Source organism: Neobacillus notoginsengisoli, from assembly GCF_003515685.1.
Taxonomy (GTDB): domain Bacteria; phylum Bacillota; class Bacilli; order Bacillales; family Cytobacillaceae; genus Bacillus_D; species Bacillus_D notoginsengisoli.
Window position 1 is genome coordinate 117779 of record NZ_QWEG01000008.1, and the last position, 16551, is coordinate 134329.

Genomic DNA, 16551 nt, shown 5'->3' on the forward strand with positions numbered 1-16551 from the left:
AAGTGAATCTTCCATAAGTAGATGCCATTCCCTGCTTATGGTTAGCTGAACCAATCGAATCCTTAAGTTGGGGGTAAAAAGGGGGAGTTTTCCATGCAGGTAAAGGTGTTTGCCAATCTTCGCGTGATTTGCGGGGGCGTTACGGTTGAAGTGAAGCCGGATGGGAACCGGGTGATCGACGTGCTGGAAAAGATGGTCGATATGTTTCCGGCGATAGAAGAGGAAATTTTTACGGCGGAACGGACGCTGAAAGACTTTGTCCATGTGTATATTAACGGCAAGAATATCGTCCACTTGAATGACCTTGAGACAGAGGTCGATGAAACCGATCAGTTCGCGCTTTTCCCGCCGGTTGCGGGTGGCTGACCGATGACAGAAACGATCCTTGAATTCCGCGGAATCCGGCTCAGCCACCTTGAAACGTACTTCGAAGAGCTGGGCGGCATCCGGAAGACGAACGAGCTGCCCATTCGATACGAAGGCGAACAGTGGAGCGCGGAAATCCTGTCTGAAAAAGAAATATCCTTTACAAAAACCTTCAAGGTCAATGCGGTACATATCCGTTTTGTGGCGAAAACAGAAGAAGAGCTCGCCAGTCTTCTCAAAAACTACCGATACAAAACGACAAGGATCGGCGGCTGAAACTGGGTGCCGAGCATTAAATCCGGGCTGGAATTCAAAGCCTGGATTTTTTTGTCCCAAAATTTCAAAAGTGGCCAATTCCGAGAACGCTTCTTTTCGGGAGATCCCTGGATTTACATTTTGCGAATAAAGCGTTTTACGGTATGCTAGAAAAGAATTTTAAACATTACAACTAGTGAAAAAGCAGGTGTGAAAAGTGACAAAAAAAGTAATCTTGGATATCGATACAGGCATTGATGACGCACTCGCTATCCTTTATCTGTTGAAGCATCCGAATGTTGAAGTAAAAGGGCTAACGACAGGTTTCGGAAATGTCGACGTCGACCAGGCAACACTGAACACACTCCAAATCGCCGAACTCGCGGGCGCATCGCAGGTGCCGGTCTACGCCGGCGCGGCCAAACCACTTCTTAGGGAATGGACGGGCCCTGTCGTCCATGTTCACGGTGAAAATGGAATCGGCAATGTTTCCCTTCCTTTGCCAAAAGAAAAAGCCAGGGAAGAACGGGCATCCGATTTTATTGTCCGGGCAGCGAATGAAGAACCTGGTGAAATCTCACTCATCTTCGTTGGGCGCCTGACCAATCTCGCTGAAGCACTAGCAAAAGACCCGGCGCTTCCTCAAAAGGTAAAAGAAGTCGTCATCATGGGCGGCGCGGTCACGGTACCGGGGAATGTCACCCCGGTGTCCGAAGCGAATATCGCCGGCGATCCAGAAGCGGCCAGTTTTGTCTTCGAGGCAGGCTTTCCGCTAACAATGGTCGGGCTCGATGTCACGATGCAAACGCAAATGACCGCTGAAGACGTGGAATGGATGGTCAGCCAAAAGGATGATACGAACGAGGCTCTCATCGACGCAATCGCTGAAATGCTCCGTTTCAGGATCGCCGCTTATAAAAAGATGCATGGAATTAATGGCAGCCCGCTTCACGACCCACTTGCTGTTGCGGTTGCGCTGCATCCGGACATTGTTAAAACTGAACCGATGAATGTCGTGATTGAAACGAAAGGCGAGCTTTCTTCAGGTGCGACGATTGCAGACCTGCGTGGGCGGGATACGGTTATACCGAACGCAAACGTCTGTGTTGATGTCGACGCAGACCGCTTTATGGGGGGATTTTTGCAAATCATAACTGGCAAGAAAAGGGAGGTTATTTAAATGAAGAAAGTCATTCTTGATGTTGATACGGGGATTGATGATGCGATGGCGATTGCGTATGCCGCGCGCTCGAAAGACATTGATCTCGTTGGAATTACGACTTGCTTCGGAAATACCTCTTTGGATGAAGCAACACGCAATACGCTTCAACTCCTCGAATTGCTCGGCCGCGAGGATATCCCGGTTTCCCCTGGTGCCGCGACGCCGCTTTTCAGACCGCCATTGAAGCAGAAGGCGACGTTTGTCCATGGGGAGGACGCGATGGGCAACCATTCGCTCCCTTTGCCAAAAATGGAGCCTTCCGGGAAACATGCGGCTGAGTACATGGTGGAGATGATCCTGAAGCATCCGGAGGAAATCACGCTTGTCTGTGTTGGCAGCATGACAAACTTGGCGCTCGCTGTGATGAGGGAGCCTTCGATTGTTGAGAAAGTCGAACGCGTTGTCATCATGGGCGGCGCTGCTACTGTTTCAGGCAACGTTACACCGGCAGCGGAGGCGAATATTTACACGGACCCTGAAGCGGCTGAATATGTATTCCGTTCCGGGCTGCCAATCACCATGGTCGGTCTTGATGTCACGATGCAAACGTTGCTTCCGCGTGAACAGCTTGCAGTCTGGAAGGCGAAACAGACGCCGCTTGGCGATTTCATGGCTCATATTGTCGGCTTTTATATGGATTCCTATTTGAGATTTTATCCGGGCATCGGTGGTTGTGCGCTCCACGATCCGCTCGCGATTGGCGCGGTCATTAATCCCCGCTTTATCAAAACTGTGCCGATGCACATCCAGGTCGACTGCGAAGGCATCCACTCCGTCGGCAGGACCATTCCGGATTTGCGGAGCATCCCGGCAAATCCCCCGAATGTTGATGTTGCTTTGGAAGTCGATGAGGAAGGGTTTTTGGAGCACTTTTTGAGCGTGGTTGTGTGATTGACGGGAACTGGTTTTTAGGTTAGCACGCTTGACCGGCGGCTTATGCGAAGGGTTTCCGACGGAAGCTGTTGCGGTTGTTAATGTTGTACAGCGGTATAGCGTTAATATGTATAAGAGCTTTGCAGCGGAACTGCCCCACCGATTTGAGATGGGGCAGTTCTTTTTTTGTGCAAAATTGATCTCGAGTTCTCTAAGCCCGTTTTTTAAATTTTTAGCTGTTTCAGTCGTAGAGATGGGTTCTCTAAGCCCGTCCTTGAACTTTTTCGATGCTACGGTCGTAGAGGTGTGTTCTCTAAACCCGAATTCGCTTTTTTTCGATGCTACGGTCGTAGAGAGAGCCACTCTAAGCCCGAATTCCATAATTGGCAGTCGCTCGGGTCACAGAGACAAATAGGTTGATTAATTACCTTAAAGATTCGATTAATTATTGCGGGATTCGATCATATCTCGATTTTCACAAAATTGTATATTTCCCAAGAGCCACACAGCTTACACCAATTCGAGCGCATTTTTCAGAATTGCATTCGAAGATGAAAAGGCCTCCGCACAACTGTGCAGAAGCCCCCGTTATTAAATCTATTTTTCTTGCATCCTCTGCTCACGAACACTGGAATAGGCTCGGATTACGAGTATTTCGGCTCCCGAATGAAGCGCTGGAACCGTCCCCATGCTTCACTCTTAGACGAGTTGGCTGCCTGGTTCTGCGGCGGCTGGGAGGATGCCGAGTTCTCTTAGTTTTTCTTCTGGGACGACGCCGTTTTTCCAGCCGCGGACGTTGTAGTATTCGTCGAGCATGATGTCCATGCGGCTGACGGAGCCCGCGCTGTTGCCTGTTGCTGGTTCTTCAGTGAAGCGCTTCGGCAGGTAGTCGTCCTCGCGTTTGTTGAAGCCGGCGAGGTTGTTGTAGTAGCGCTCCAGGTTATAAATCCGTTCTCCAGCGAGCATGACGTCATCGGCTGTCATTGGGATGCCGGTCATGGCGCTGTACTGTTCCGCATAGTTCTCGGCGTTTTCGGAGAAGGATGAGAATTTACAAATATTCATTGAATCAGAGAAGGAGAGAAGGTCCTGGAATATTTTCAGGAGCTCGCCCTTTCCTTCAGGCTGCAGACGGTCGGTCGGTTCTGGAATGCCGGCGATTTCGGATGCAACGGTGTAGCCGCGCAGGTGGCAGGCACCGCGGTTACTCGTCGCATAGCCGAGGCCGATTCCCTGGATGCCGCGCGGGTCGTATGCTGGGATAGATTGGCCTTTGACGGACATCGACAGCTCAGGCGCTCCCCACATGGCGGATGCGCGGGCCGGCCCTTCCGCAAGGACACCCCCGAACCCTTCGCGGTGGGCGATTTTCCTTGTCATTTCAATCATCTTGTCTGCGTCGCCCCAGTCAAGCTTCTCGTCGACAATGCCTTTTTCGTATGCTTCCATTGTCACTGAGAACGCGTTGCCGAGTTCGATCGTATCGATGCCGTACTCGTTGCACGAATCGATCAAGTAGGCGATCGCTTCGGAGTTGCTCAGCCCGCTGTTTGCGCCAAGCGCCCAGGCGGACTCGAATTCGAAGCTTTCAACCCGTGTCTTATATTTGCCGTCTTTGACTTCAACCTCAATTTTGCAGGCGACAGGACAGGCGTGGCACGTATTGTTCGCCACAAGCAAATGCTCATTGACGTACTCGCCGCTATGCAGCTCAGCCTCGTCCCAGTTCGTGAATTGGGCGTTCTTCGTTGGCAAGGCGCCGACCTCGTTGATCAGGTTCGTCAGGACGTTTGTGCCGTAAACAGAGAGTCCGCCTTTGTTCGGTGCAGTCAGCCCGCCTTCAAGGATGGCTTTGACCGCTTTTTTGTTTGCTTCTTTATAATCGTCCGCCAAAGCTGGCTGCGGCATATTGCCTTTTTGCTCCGCTTTAATGACGATGGCCTTCAGTTTTTTGAAACCAGCGACAGCCGCCGTTCCTCCGCGCCCTGCGGAACGGTCATGCTCATTGATGAAGGATGAATAGCGGACAAGGTTTTCCCCAGCCTGGCCGATTGCCATGACACTCAGATCCTCCGCGCCATACCGGTCCTTCATTGCTCTAACGGTAGCCCGTGTGCTCGTGCCCCATTCGGCAGATGCATCGCGGATTTCCGCCTTGCCATCCTCGATGTAAAGATAAACAGGTCTGTCGCTTTTCCCTTTGATAATCACGTTGTCCACACCGGCCCACTTTAGGCGCGCAGCAGTCCAGCCGCCCATATGGGAGTCTGTCACAGTTCCGGTCAGCGGGGATTTCGTGACAACAGCCAGCCGTCCGCTCATTGAGGAACGGGATCCGGTGACCGGACCGGTCATAATGCAAAGAATGTTTTCCTCGGAAAGCGGTTCCACTTCAGGCCCATTGTCCAGGACGTATTTCACGCCCAGGCCGCGCCCGCCGATATACTTCCGCACGTTTTCTTCCTCAATGCCCCTGTACTCCACTGTGCCGTTAGTCAGATCAACTACTACTTCATTGTTTTTGAAGCCGCCAAGATTCATCGGATTGATGCCCCCTTACATAAAATTGGTAAGATAAAGAAAACCGGGTACCCACTCTCCCTTAAGAGCGGACAGCCAGGCTGCTATAGAGAAAAACCGGTTGTCCCGCTTCCCTTAAAGCGGACTGCCCGTTTTTCTTTTGCATAGGGAAAAGGACAGACCCCTCCCTTGGCAAAAAAACTGTACCTTAAAACTATTCTAGTTAATGGGTATAAATTCCTCCTTTTATTTTAAACAATTTTAAATCTTTTGTAAATTCATTCAGGAAGCTTTTATAATGGGAGTGTAGATACTGGACGAATTTTGGGAGGAGCGGTCGAAATGGAACGATATTCGCGGCAAATATTATTTAAGCCTATAGGGGAAGAAGGGCAAAGAAAGCTGCTGGCAAGCCGGGCGGCTATTGTCGGAATGGGGGCGCTCGGCACGGTCATTGCCAATCATCTCGTCCGCTCTGGCGTCGGCTATGTCCGGCTCATCGACCGCGACTTGGTTGAATTGTCTAATCTTCAACGCCAGACCCTATACACCGAGGAGGATGCGCGCAAAAATCTTCCGAAGGCAGTTGCCGCAGCTGACAGGCTGAGAGCGGTGAATTCAGAAATCACGATTGCCCCGGTCATTGCCGACGTCAATCTCGACAATGCCGAGGATCTTCTTGCCGGCTTTGATGTCATCGTCGACGGCACGGACAACTTTTCAATCCGTTATTTAATGAACGATATTTCAATAAAATTCAACATTCCGTGGGTTTACGGCGGGGCGGTCAGCTCGCGAGGCATGTTCGCGGTCATCATTCCCGGCAAAACGCCGTGCTACCGCTGTCTGTTTCCTGATGCCCAGGCAGGCCTCGGCGAAACATGCGACACGATTGGCGTCCTATCGCCGATTACCGAAATTATCGGTTCCTTCGAAGCAATGGAGGCCATAAAAATCCTCGTTGGTGCTGAGCACAACCCGAATCTTGAGCAAATTGACATCTGGTACAACTCGAACATGCAAATGGACATCTCGAATGGGCGCAACCCGGACTGCCCGGCCTGTGGCAAAAGAAAGTTCGATTTCCTCGATCGTTCATCGGATAAGCAGGTCGCCTTCACCGCTTTGTGCGGCCGTGACACGGTCCAGATCAATCCTCGCAAAAAGAACCCCGTTGAGCTTGAAAAGCTGGCGAATATATTGAGAGAGGCGGGCAAAGTCACCGCCGCCAACCCGTTCCTGCTTAAATTCGAGCCAGACGAGCGAATCAGCATGGTGTTTTTCAAAGACGGCCGCGTCCTCATCCACGGCACAAACGATTTAGCTGAGGCGAAGTCGTACTTTGCGAGGTATGCCGGGGCATGAGGCGAAGTAGGGATTTGTTTGCAAAATTTGTTAAGCTACTGGTGCAATCATGAAATTCGGTCGTTGAGACGGGCGTGTTTTTTGAACTCTTAGATTTCAGTCGGTTAGAGGTGTTCTCTAAGGCCGAATTTCGGAAGCTTTCACGTTTCGGTCTTAGAGGAGGGTTCTCTAATCCCAAATGCCGAAAATTTACTTGTTACGGTCGTAGTGAAAGGTTCTCTAAGCCCGAATGCCGAAAATTTTCTTGTTTCGGTCGTAGAGAAGGGTTCTCTAAGCCCATATTCCTGAAATTTTTCTGTTTCGGTCGTAGAAAAGCGTTCTCTAATCCCGAATTTCGGAGTTTGTTTAGCTTATAGTCGTTGAAAGGATTGTTGACGCCTTTTGCACCGAAAAATTAATTGAAAAGTCACCAAGCTTAGTTCTTGGTGCCCTTTCAGCCTAAGAATTTTGCGAAACGTCGCCAAGAGTGTTTTATGCTGCCTTTTCAACTGACAAAGCCGGCGAAAGGGCGCCAATCGAGTTTGTTGGAGTCTTCAGCGCATCAATTCTTCGTTATGCCGCCAACAAGAAGCCGGGAAATCGATATCGTCATTTGAAAGCTCTGCCTTATTCATGCTTCGGCGGGATGTTTTTTTTGCAAAAGGGTTAGGGTATAGGTATAAGAAGAATGAATTTCGCTGCGGCTGACATGGGGAGACACTATGCTGAAACGGAGAATTGAGTTTTTATTTGTGATTGCGCTGACGGTTTGTTTGTATATGATTGTGTATACAAACGTGCAGCCGCTTTGGAAGCTGGGGTTCGCCCTCTTGTATGCGGGGATTATTTTAGTCAGCGTTTTTTCGCTTATGCTTGAGAACCGGTCGGCGCAGCATACGCTCCTCTGGATTTATGTGCTGCTGTTCATCCCGCTTCTTGGCTACATTTTTTATTTGTATTCGGGGCAGCTGCTGCTGAAGGGCTATTTGTTCAAAACAAAGCGCCAGCTGAACCGAAACCAGTGGGAGCGGATGATGCGGTCGGAAACGACGCCGGATTTGACTTTCCTGGTCGATAACCAGGAGAATTTTGCGAATTTTGCCGGGAAGGTCGCGATGACGCCAATCAGTACCGCTTCCAGGTCGGTGATTTTGAAAAATGGCAAGGAAACGTTCGGCCAGATCAAAGACCAGCTTCGCGGGGCAAAATCGTTCATTCACATTGAATATTATATATTCCGGTCCGACCGGCTTGGCCGGGAAATTATCGATATCCTGATCGACAAGGCGGAAGCGGGCGTTGAGGTACGGTTCATCTTTGACGCGGCGGGCAGCCGCTCGCTCGTTGCGGCTGATTTGAGGGCGATGAAGGAAGCAGGCATTAAGGCGATTCCATTCTCGCCGCTTAAGTTCGGATTCTTTAACCAGAAATTCAATTTCCGCAATCACCGGAAAATTATTATTATTGATGGCAAAATTGGCTTTGTCGGCGGTCTGAATGTCGGCGTTGAATATCTTGGCGAAGACGAGGAAATCGGCTATTGGCGAGACACGCATATGATGCTGGAAGGGGAAGCGGTATACACGCTGCATACAATCTTTCTGCTCGATTGGGAGTATGTGAGCGGCGAGAAAATGCTCGATACCGACTTGCTTAAGAAGCATCCGATTGAGGATAGTGTGCTGGATGGGGCGATTCAGGTCGTGGCGAGCGGGCCAGATACACAGCAAGGGATTATGGGTGACTTTTTCTATGCAATGATGGCGGCGGCCAAGCATTCGATCTGGATTGCCACGCCGTATTTCGTTCCGGACGAGTCAATTCGGACGGCACTAAGGATTGCCGCGACAAAGGGGCTTGAAGTCCGGATTATGGTGCCGGAAATAAACGACAGCTTCCTTACTCAATATGCGACGAGGTCGTATTTTCCGGAGTTGCTTCGTTATGGTGCCGAAATTTACTCCTATCAAAAAGGCTTCCTGCACCAAAAAGTCATCATCGTAGACGGGAATTTAGCTTCAATCGGCACAGCCAACATGGACATGCGCAGCTTCCACCTGAATTTCGAGGTCAACGTCTTTCTATACGGCACAAGCTCGATCCGCGACCTCGTCGAACACTACGAACAAGACATCGAACACAGCGAAAAAATCGGCGCCGTCGACTTCTACAAAAGAGGACTCTGGAACCGCACAAAAGAATCATTCGCCCGACTATTCTCGGGAGTGCTGTGAGGCAGGGGACGGTTCCAGTGCTTCATTCGGGAGGCGAAAGAAGCAGCAGAACCGTCCCCGTGCATCCCCGTGCTTTCTTAAACATTGGGTTAGCGGTAAAATATAGTAGGAATTTGTTGCAGGAGGGATTGTAATGGATGCAATGCAGGAGCGTATTATTTCGGAGTTGCATGTGAAGCCGGTGATTGATCCGAAAGAGGAAATCAGCAACCGGATTGGATTTTTGAAGGATTATTGCAAGAAGGCTGGAGCGAGGGGGTTTGTGCTCGGGATTAGCGGCGGGCAGGATTCGACGCTCGCTGGCCGGCTTGCGCAGCTTGCGGCCGAGGAGCTTCGGGAAGAAGGTTATGAAGCCAAGTTCATCGCAATCCGTCTGCCGTACGGTTTGCAGAAGGATGAAGACGATGCGCAGCTCGCGCTTGATTTTATTAAAGCGGATGAGGAGTATACGTTTAATATCAAGGATGCTGTTGATGCGGTGAAAGCGGAGTATGAGCGGGCCGGGACAGGACAAGTGCTCGCCGACTTCCAAAAGGGAAACGTCAAGGCGCGCATGCGGATGATTGCCCAGTATGCATATGCCGGCATGAACGGGCTGCTTGTCGTCGGCACGGACCATGCGGCCGAAGCGGTAACAGGTTTCTTCACGAAGCATGGTGACGGAGCCGCCGATGTATTCCCGCTCACCGGACTGAACAAGCGCCAGGGACGGGAACTAATGAAAGAGCTTGGCGCGGTCGAACGGCTTTACTTGAAAGAGCCGACAGCTGACCTGCTCGACCACGTACCTCTGCAATCTGACGAAACAGAACTCGGTATCTCTTACGACGTCATCGATGACTACCTTGAAGGCAAACAAATTGCGGAAGAAGACGCTGCCAAAATCGCAAAGCGCTTCACCATCTCCGAACACAAACGCCACATGCCAGCCAGCATCCACAGCGAATGGTGGCAGAAATAATGAGGCAGGGGACGGTTCCAGCGCTTCATTCGGGTTCCGAATGAAGCAGCAGAACCGTCCCCTTGCTTCTTTCGAGAGGCGAATGAAGCAGTAGAACCGTCCCCGTGCTTCACCCTACTTCACAAATTGTTTTGGGAATCTTCATAATTCTGCTATATTCGGTTCTGTTTTTTGGGGCTGGGGCTTTTATAATGGAGGAAATCGGATTGTGGGGGAGGTTGGGTGTGTTGGAGGATCGGATGACGGAGTGGCGGTTTCTTGTGTATGTGATGGGGGCGGTTATGGCGCTGTTGGGAATTCATGTTTTTCATCCCCAGCTAGTAAAAATCTATGACCCGGTAAACTATGTGTCGTTTCATGCGCTCCTTGAGCTTTCAAGCATATCCATCTCCTTTTTAATTGTGCTGTATTGCTGGCGGAAGCTTGAACAAAACAAGTCGGCTAAGCTGCTCATTCTTCTATTTGCCTTTTTCACTGTGGGAATGGTGGACCTGCTTCACACGCTAAGCTTCAAAGGGATGCCGCACTTCCTGACCGAAAGCTCTGTGGCAAAAGCAACCTGTTTCTGGGTGTTTGCTCGAATGGTTGAAGCCGCCTTGATTCTGACAGTCCTGGTCATGCCGGAAATAAGGGTGAGAAAAGACTGGCGGAAGCATGTTCTTGCGGCGTCTTTTCTGCTTGTAATAGTGATTGCGGCAGTTGTCTTTACGTTTGAAAACAGCCTGCCTGTCCTGGTCGTCGAAGGGCAGGGGACGACATCCCTGAAAAACGGGCTTGAATATTTCATCAGCTTCCTGCATTTCCTGTCACTCATCGTCTGCCTGTACCGTTACTATCTTGAAAAAAGCACAACCTACTTAAATCTGGCGCTCGCCTTCACTTATTTGTTTTTATCGGAAATGATCTTCACCGTCTACCAAAGCGTAGTCGATCTCGATAACTTTTCCGGCCACATTTTCAAGGTGCTCGGCTATTATTTTATCTTAAAGGGACTTTATTTATTGCTCAAACCAGAGAAAAAGAGCAGCGCGGAATCGATTATGAAGCAAAGCCCAGGAGCTGTTTTTTCTTTTGCAAAAATGGACGGCCGCTTTATCTTTTCCTATATTGATGGGGGCTTGCTCGGCGAGATGGGTTTGAAGCCTTGCCAAATGGCCGGCACGCAAGTCGAAGACCTCCTTCCGCCGGCGGCAGGCGCGGTCATCGACCATTGCAATGACAGTTGGGAGTCCGGTGACAAACACACCTTTACAGCATTCCTGAAAGGCCGGCACCTGATCATCTCCCTCGCCCCCATTATTAAAGAGGGCATTGTCATTGAAATAGCCGGCACCGCCACAGACATATCAACCTTTATCCAAAGCGCGGCAACACCAGCAAAAACGAGGCCAATGGCGGGTGAAGCACAAGAGGAAAGAATGCTGCAAACCTTGTAAAAAAAAATGCTTTGAAAAAAGTGCCTGGCACCCTGGTGGGACAAAAAACGCCCAACCATGGTGCCAGGCACTTTGCATTCTGTATCCAGATTGTTCCGTTGACAAACGGGGCAGGCTCCTTTATCCTTGATTAGTACTTTTTGATTACATTAAAATTTAATTCTATAATCCTCATCAGCTCAAGATGAGGTAGAGGTCGCGGTTTTTATGAGTAATCCGGAAGAGGGGCAGGGATCCCTGTGAGGCCGGATGAAAGGATCAATCGCCGAAGCGCTGCAGGTCTCTGTCTGCGGCAGCTGGGACTGTATCCGAATAGGTGCAGGACTGTCATGGGAGAGCCATGATGAACTATCCGTTTTGTCTGATGCGGCAGCCACATACTCCGTATCAGGGTGTGTTTTTTTGTGCGCATTTTTTGCAAAACATTCGGAGTCGGTGCCCTCCGCTCCAATAAACATAATAATTTTTTTGATAAAACGATAGATTCTCCACACTTGAGCACCGAGAGGATACAGGAAGGGGACCACTTAGATGGAAAAGCAAGGCAAACTTGGTTTATGGATTTTAACGGCGCTTGTCGTTGGAAATATGGTTGGCTCGGGCATTTTTATGCTGCCGAGCACATTGTCGGCGGCCGCAAGCCCGGCAGGCGTGCTGCTCGCATGGTGTTTGACCGGATTCGGCGTCCTGATGACGGTCCTCGTGTTCGGCAACCTCGCCATCCGCAAGCCGGAGCTTCAGGGCGGACCGCAAATTTATGCAAAAGCACTCTTCAAGCCGGGCACACAGGCTTCGACCTTGTCAGGCTTCATGGCCACATGGGGCTATTGGATCGGGAATCTGGCTGGTAACATCGCCATCATTACGACGTTCGCAGGCTATCTTTCTACATTCTTCCCGATTCTGACAAGCCAGGCGAAATGGTTTGACATCGGCGGACTCACAATTAAGGTCGGCAACGGCTTGACGTTCATCGTCTGCACGATGCTGCTATGGGTGACCCACACGATCATTTTGCGTGGAATCGAAAACGCGGGCAGGCTCAACTTTGCCGCCACGGCTGCGAAGGTGATTGGATTCGTGCTGTTCATCATCGTTGGCCTGTTCGCTTTTAGCAAAACAAATATCCTGCCGCTGACAGCGCCAAGAGTGGATGGAAGCGGCCAGACAATCGGGCTGCTCGGACAGGTGAACTCCGCCGCCCTGACAACACTATGGGCGTTCATCGGCGTCGAATCGGCCGTTGTCTTCGCCTCCAGGGCGAAACGGGCAGTCGACGTCAAACGGGCATCCATCCTTGGATTGCTGATCGCACTCGCGATTTACATCAGTATTTCGCTCCTTGTCATGGGCATGCTCGGCCAAGATGAACTGATTGCGTCCGATAAGCCGCTGATTGATGCCATTATCAAGGTACTCGGTCCGGTCGGCGGCCAGGCGCTCGCTGTGCTTGGACTAATCAGCCTGATCGGTTCGACACTCGGCTGGGTCATGCTGAGCGCGGAAATTCCGTTCCAGGCGGCGAAACAAGGCCTGTTCCTGCCTTCGTTCCTGAAGGAAAACAAAAAGGGCATCCCGGTCCGTTCGATGATCGTCACAAACGGGCTTGGCCAACTGTTCATATTTTCGACGATTTCGAATTCGATTTCACAAGCGTTTGAATTTGTCATCATTATTGCGACACTGTCGTACTTGGTTCCGTATCTCATCGCGTCGCTGTATCAGCTGAAGCTTGTGATCACAGGAGAGACGTATCTTGGCGACAAATCGCGCTTGTCCGATGGGATTATTGCGGCGATTTCGACGATTTATTCCACCTTGGTCATTATCGGCGGAACAGCTGATCTGAAGACGTTCACCTTTGGGATGCTGCTGATTGTGAGCGGAATCTTCTTCTACGGCCCGCTTCGGAAGACAACTGCGGCAAATCTTGCTGGCAAAAAGAAACGTGCTGCTTGAAAGTAGCATAAATAGTCCCCGTGAAGTGGGACGATTTGAACAAATGTCTTCCGGACGAATGAACCCGGAATCTGGACGAATACCTGCCGAATCTGGACGAATGTCGGCCGAATTAGGACGAATGCGAAGTCCCCTTTAAGAATGAACGCCCCATCCGGACGAATGACCCACGAATCCGGACGAATGCGTACCCAATCCGGATGAATAACCACTGGATTAAGATGAATGGCAGATCCGTTTGGGATGAACACCCCCATTTGAGCACTAAATCCGAACGAAATACCGCTCGATTTTGCCAAGTGGCAGTCGGTATAAGATTAATGATTCCATTCGGACGAAATCTTATCGAATGACCGGCGAATTCGGATCGAAAACTCCCTAAATTTAGATGAACGAAAAACAGCCTGCCAAGGAATTCCTGGCAGGCTGTTTTTATGCCGAGCAAGTATTCTACTGATGAAAGGATTCTTTATACTTTGTGGCCCAGCGGCAATTTTGGTTGGAGCTGCAAACGTTGCAACAAGTTTTGCGTGCAGGGACTTTTTTACTGTTGCCGGCTCGAGGGCGTGGACCACTTTTGCCAAAAAGAAGCACTTACGAACCTGTCTTTTCTATAAAACGATTAATCTCCAACAGGCAGGGTAAAATAATGATAATTATCCTTTGACACGTGGCTGTTCCTGTAATATGATATTTAATGTTGACCAAACCAATAAGAATTAGGGGAGATTAAATGTGAAGAGGTTATCTTTGCTGTTTGCACTAATGCTGAGTCTTGTTTTCGTTGTTGCTGCGTGTGGTTCGAATGACGGTGACAATGCGAAAAACAATAAAAATAATGAAGAAACGAAGAGCGGGAATGATGTGCTCGCGAAAGTGAAGAAGGAAGGAAAGCTTGTTGTTGGGACGGAGGGGACTTATCCGCCGTTTACGTTTCATGATGACAAGGGCAAGCTGACTGGCTTTGATGTTGAGGTTGCCGAGGAGGTTGCGAAGCGTCTCGGTGTGAAGGCGCAGTTCTTGGAGACGCAGTGGGATGCGATTTTCGGCGGACTTGATGCGAAGCGTTTTGATATGATTGCGAACCAGGTTGGAATTAAACCGGAACGCGAGGAAAAGTACTTGTTCTCGATTCCTTATATCACGTCGACTGCTGTGCTGATTGCGCACAATGATAATGATAAAGTGAAGTCGTTTGATGATATGAAGGGCCTTAAGTCTGCGCAGTCGATGACAAGTAACTATGCGGATATCGCAAGGGAACACGGTGCTGAGATTGTCAGTGTCGAGGGCTTCAACCAGGCGATTGAGCTGATCAATTCGAAGCGGGCCGATGTGACGGTGAACGACAATCTGTCTTTCCTTGATTTCAAAAAGAAGCGCCCGGATGCGAAGGTGAAAATTGTCGCGACGTCTGGCAATGCTTCAAAGAGCGGTCTCATGTTCCGCAAAGACAGCGAGTCGCTTGTGAAGGAAGTAGACAAGGCGCTTGAAGAGATAATCAAGGACGGCACATACGATAAAATTTCCGAGAAATGGTTTGGCGAGAATGTACTTGAATAGTATTTTCGCCGACCCCGCCCGGATTGACCGGCTTGTTGCGATTGCAAAAAGTTCCCTCCTGCCTTTGCTGGAGGGGGCTATTTATTATACAATCCCGCTGACGCTCATTTCCTTCGTTGTCGGGCTTGTTCTGGCGATTTTGACGGCGCTTGCGCGGATTTCGAGTGTGAAAGTGCTCCAGGGAATCGCGCGCTTTTATGTGTCGGCGATCCGCGGCACGCCGCTGTTGGTTCAGTTATTCATTCTCTTTTACGGTCTGCCGACTGTCGGCATCGTGATTGACCCGTTTCCGGCAGCGGTGATCGGCTTCTCGCTCAATGTCGGCGCCTATGCATCGGAAGTCATCCGCGCTGCGATTTTGTCCATCCCAAAAGGGCAGTGGGAAGCGGGCTATTCCATTGGCATGACGTATCCGCAGCTGCTGAAAAGGATCATTTTGCCACAGGCAGCAAGGGTTTCCGTGCCGCCGCTGTCGAATACGTTCATCAGCCTTGTGAAAGACACGTCGCTAGCGGCGATGATTCTTGTGACGGAAATGTTCAGGCGCGCCCAGGAAATCGCGGCGACGAACTATGAATTCCTGCTGCTTTACACGGAAGCGGCGCTGCTTTACTGGATTATCTGCTTTGGGCTGTCACTCGGCCAAGGCAAACTGGAAGCGAAGCTGGACCGGTATGTTAAGTAACAGCATGCCGTGGATGGATTTCGAAAGTTGCCTGAGGCTTGGCGGCGTCATGTTGAGGGGGATGGAAGGATGAGTACTGTGAATGGACCGGGTGCGAATGTCCCGATGATTTCAATAAAAGGTTTAGTGAAGCGGTTCGGTGACCTTGAGGTGCTGAAGGGAATCGATTTGGATGTTGGGAAAGGGAATGTGGTCGTTGTGATTGGCCCGTCCGGTTCCGGCAAAACAACCCTCCTCCGCTGCCTCAATATTCTTGAGACGCCGACTGCGGGAAGCGTTACGATTTCTGGAAAGACGCTCGATTTCTCGCACGAGGTTCCGAAGAAGAACATTGCTTCGTTCCGGAGGCTGACCGGGATGGTGTTCCAGAGTTATAATTTGTTCCCGCATAAGACGGCGCTTGAGAATGTAATGGAAGGGCCGGTTATTGTCAAAGGCGAGAACAAGGAGCAGGCGCGGCAGAAAGCGGCGATGATTTTGCAAAAGGTTGGCCTTGCCGACAAGTTGGATTCTTATCCGCACCAGCTTTCCGGCGGACAGCAGCAGCGGGTCGGGATTGCCCGGGCGCTGGCGATGGAGCCGGAAGTAATGCTGTTTGACGAACCGACGTCCGCACTGGACCCCGAGCTTGTCGGCGAGGTGCTAAAGGTGATGAAGGATCTCGCGGCCGAAGGGATGACGATGGTCGTTGTCACCCACGAAATGCGATTCGCCCGTGAAGCGGCCAATGAGGTTATTTTCATGGACAAGGGCGTTGTCGTCGAACGCGACCATCCAGAAAATATCTTCACCAACCCGAAGCATGACCGGACACGGCAATTCTTGAATTTGATACAGGCGGAATAGACAGGAAGCGCTGGCTTGGTGGCTGGCGTTTTTTCTTGTGCAAAAAAGGTGCCGGAAATGTTTACGGAAGAAATGAAGTGACCCTCTGACAGTAGGATTTTCGCTTCCTGGGTTGGAGAGACTGGATCTCAACGACCGCAGCGGCAAAAAAGTGACTCTGCGGTCGAATAGGAGTGTTCTCAACGACCGCAGCGGCAAAAAAATGACTCTGCGGTCGAATAGGAGCGTTCTCAACGCCCGCAGCGGCAAAAAAATGACTCTGCGGTCGAATAGGGGCGTTCTCAACG

Annotated in this window: 14 protein-coding genes and 1 riboswitch; of the genes, 12 read left to right on the forward strand and 2 right to left on the reverse strand. The window is 50.5% G+C overall.

Annotated elements, in window-relative coordinates:
• Positions 1–93: 93 nt before the first annotated feature.
• From D1B31_RS13490 to D1B31_RS13505, 4 genes are all read left to right on the forward strand, one after another.
• On the forward strand, positions 94–366 hold the full coding sequence (locus D1B31_RS13490; protein WP_118921311.1) for a ubiquitin-like small modifier protein 1: 273 nt from the start codon (positions 94–96) through the stop codon (positions 364–366).
• A gap of 3 nt (positions 367–369) precedes the next feature.
• On the forward strand, positions 370–642 hold the full coding sequence (locus tag D1B31_RS13495) for a MoaD-like domain-containing protein (protein ID WP_118921312.1): 273 nt from the start codon (positions 370–372) through the stop codon (positions 640–642).
• 196 nt (positions 643–838) lie between these two features.
• Positions 839–1801, forward strand: coding sequence for a nucleoside hydrolase (locus D1B31_RS13500; protein ID WP_118921313.1), 963 nt, complete (start codon positions 839–841; stop codon positions 1799–1801).
• A complete protein-coding gene (locus tag D1B31_RS13505; RefSeq protein ID WP_118921314.1) occupies positions 1802–2734 on the forward strand; it encodes a nucleoside hydrolase in 933 nt (310 codons plus the stop codon). It abuts the gene before it with no gap.
• Positions 2735–3415: 681 nt separating this feature from the next.
• Here D1B31_RS13505 and D1B31_RS13510 read toward each other — a convergent pair.
• A complete protein-coding gene (locus D1B31_RS13510) occupies positions 3416–5257 on the reverse strand; it encodes an aldehyde ferredoxin oxidoreductase family protein (RefSeq protein WP_118921315.1) in 1842 nt (613 codons plus the stop codon).
• 321 nt (positions 5258–5578) lie between these two features.
• Between D1B31_RS13510 and D1B31_RS13515 the strand changes: the two genes are divergently transcribed.
• The 5 genes from D1B31_RS13515 to D1B31_RS13535 all read left to right on the forward strand — a co-directional run bounded on the left by D1B31_RS13515 (position 5579) and on the right by D1B31_RS13535 (position 13170).
• Complete coding sequence (locus D1B31_RS13515; RefSeq protein ID WP_118921316.1) at positions 5579–6601, forward strand: ThiF family adenylyltransferase; 1023 nt, start codon at positions 5579–5581, stop codon at positions 6599–6601.
• A gap of 701 nt (positions 6602–7302) precedes the next feature.
• Positions 7303–8814 (forward strand): cardiolipin synthase, encoded by a 1512-nt coding sequence (cls, locus tag D1B31_RS13520; RefSeq protein ID WP_118921317.1) that lies wholly within the window; start codon positions 7303–7305, stop codon positions 8812–8814.
• Positions 8815–8947: 133 nt separating this feature from the next.
• The gene (gene nadE, locus D1B31_RS13525; protein WP_240035265.1) at positions 8948–9775 is read left to right on the forward strand and encodes an ammonia-dependent NAD(+) synthetase; all 828 of its coding nucleotides are present in this window, start codon (positions 8948–8950) and stop codon (positions 9773–9775) included.
• A gap of 227 nt (positions 9776–10002) precedes the next feature.
• The gene (locus D1B31_RS13530; RefSeq protein ID WP_158587541.1) at positions 10003–11211 is read left to right on the forward strand and encodes an MASE3 domain-containing protein; all 1209 of its coding nucleotides are present in this window, start codon (positions 10003–10005) and stop codon (positions 11209–11211) included.
• A gap of 182 nt (positions 11212–11393) precedes the next feature.
• A riboswitch (Lysine riboswitch) is annotated at positions 11394–11570 on the forward strand.
• Positions 11571–11742: 172 nt separating this feature from the next.
• Positions 11743–13170, forward strand: coding sequence for an amino acid permease (locus D1B31_RS13535; protein WP_118921319.1), 1428 nt, complete (start codon positions 11743–11745; stop codon positions 13168–13170).
• On the opposite strand, the gene D1B31_RS24290 is transcribed toward D1B31_RS13535, so the two are convergent.
• Positions 13107–13469 carry a hypothetical protein gene (locus D1B31_RS24290; RefSeq protein WP_158587542.1) on the reverse strand — a complete coding sequence of 121 codons (363 nt, stop codon included), beginning with the start codon at positions 13467–13469 and terminating at the stop codon, positions 13107–13109. The genes D1B31_RS13535 and D1B31_RS24290 overlap by 64 nt on opposite strands.
• 436 nt (positions 13470–13905) lie before the next feature.
• Here D1B31_RS24290 and D1B31_RS13545 point away from each other — a divergent pair, with 436 nt between their 5' ends.
• From D1B31_RS13545 to D1B31_RS13555, 3 genes are all read left to right on the forward strand, one after another.
• The gene (locus D1B31_RS13545) at positions 13906–14733 is read left to right on the forward strand and encodes an amino acid ABC transporter substrate-binding protein (protein WP_275670720.1); all 828 of its coding nucleotides are present in this window, start codon (positions 13906–13908) and stop codon (positions 14731–14733) included.
• Positions 14720–15418: an amino acid ABC transporter permease gene (locus tag D1B31_RS13550; RefSeq protein ID WP_118921321.1), complete on the forward strand. Its 699-nt coding sequence runs from the start codon at positions 14720–14722 to the stop codon at positions 15416–15418. The genes D1B31_RS13545 and D1B31_RS13550 overlap by 14 nt, the downstream gene beginning before the upstream one ends.
• 105 nt (positions 15419–15523) lie before the next feature.
• A complete protein-coding gene (locus D1B31_RS13555; protein ID WP_118921509.1) occupies positions 15524–16264 on the forward strand; it encodes an amino acid ABC transporter ATP-binding protein in 741 nt (246 codons plus the stop codon).
• The last annotated feature ends 287 nt before the right edge of the window (positions 16265–16551 follow it).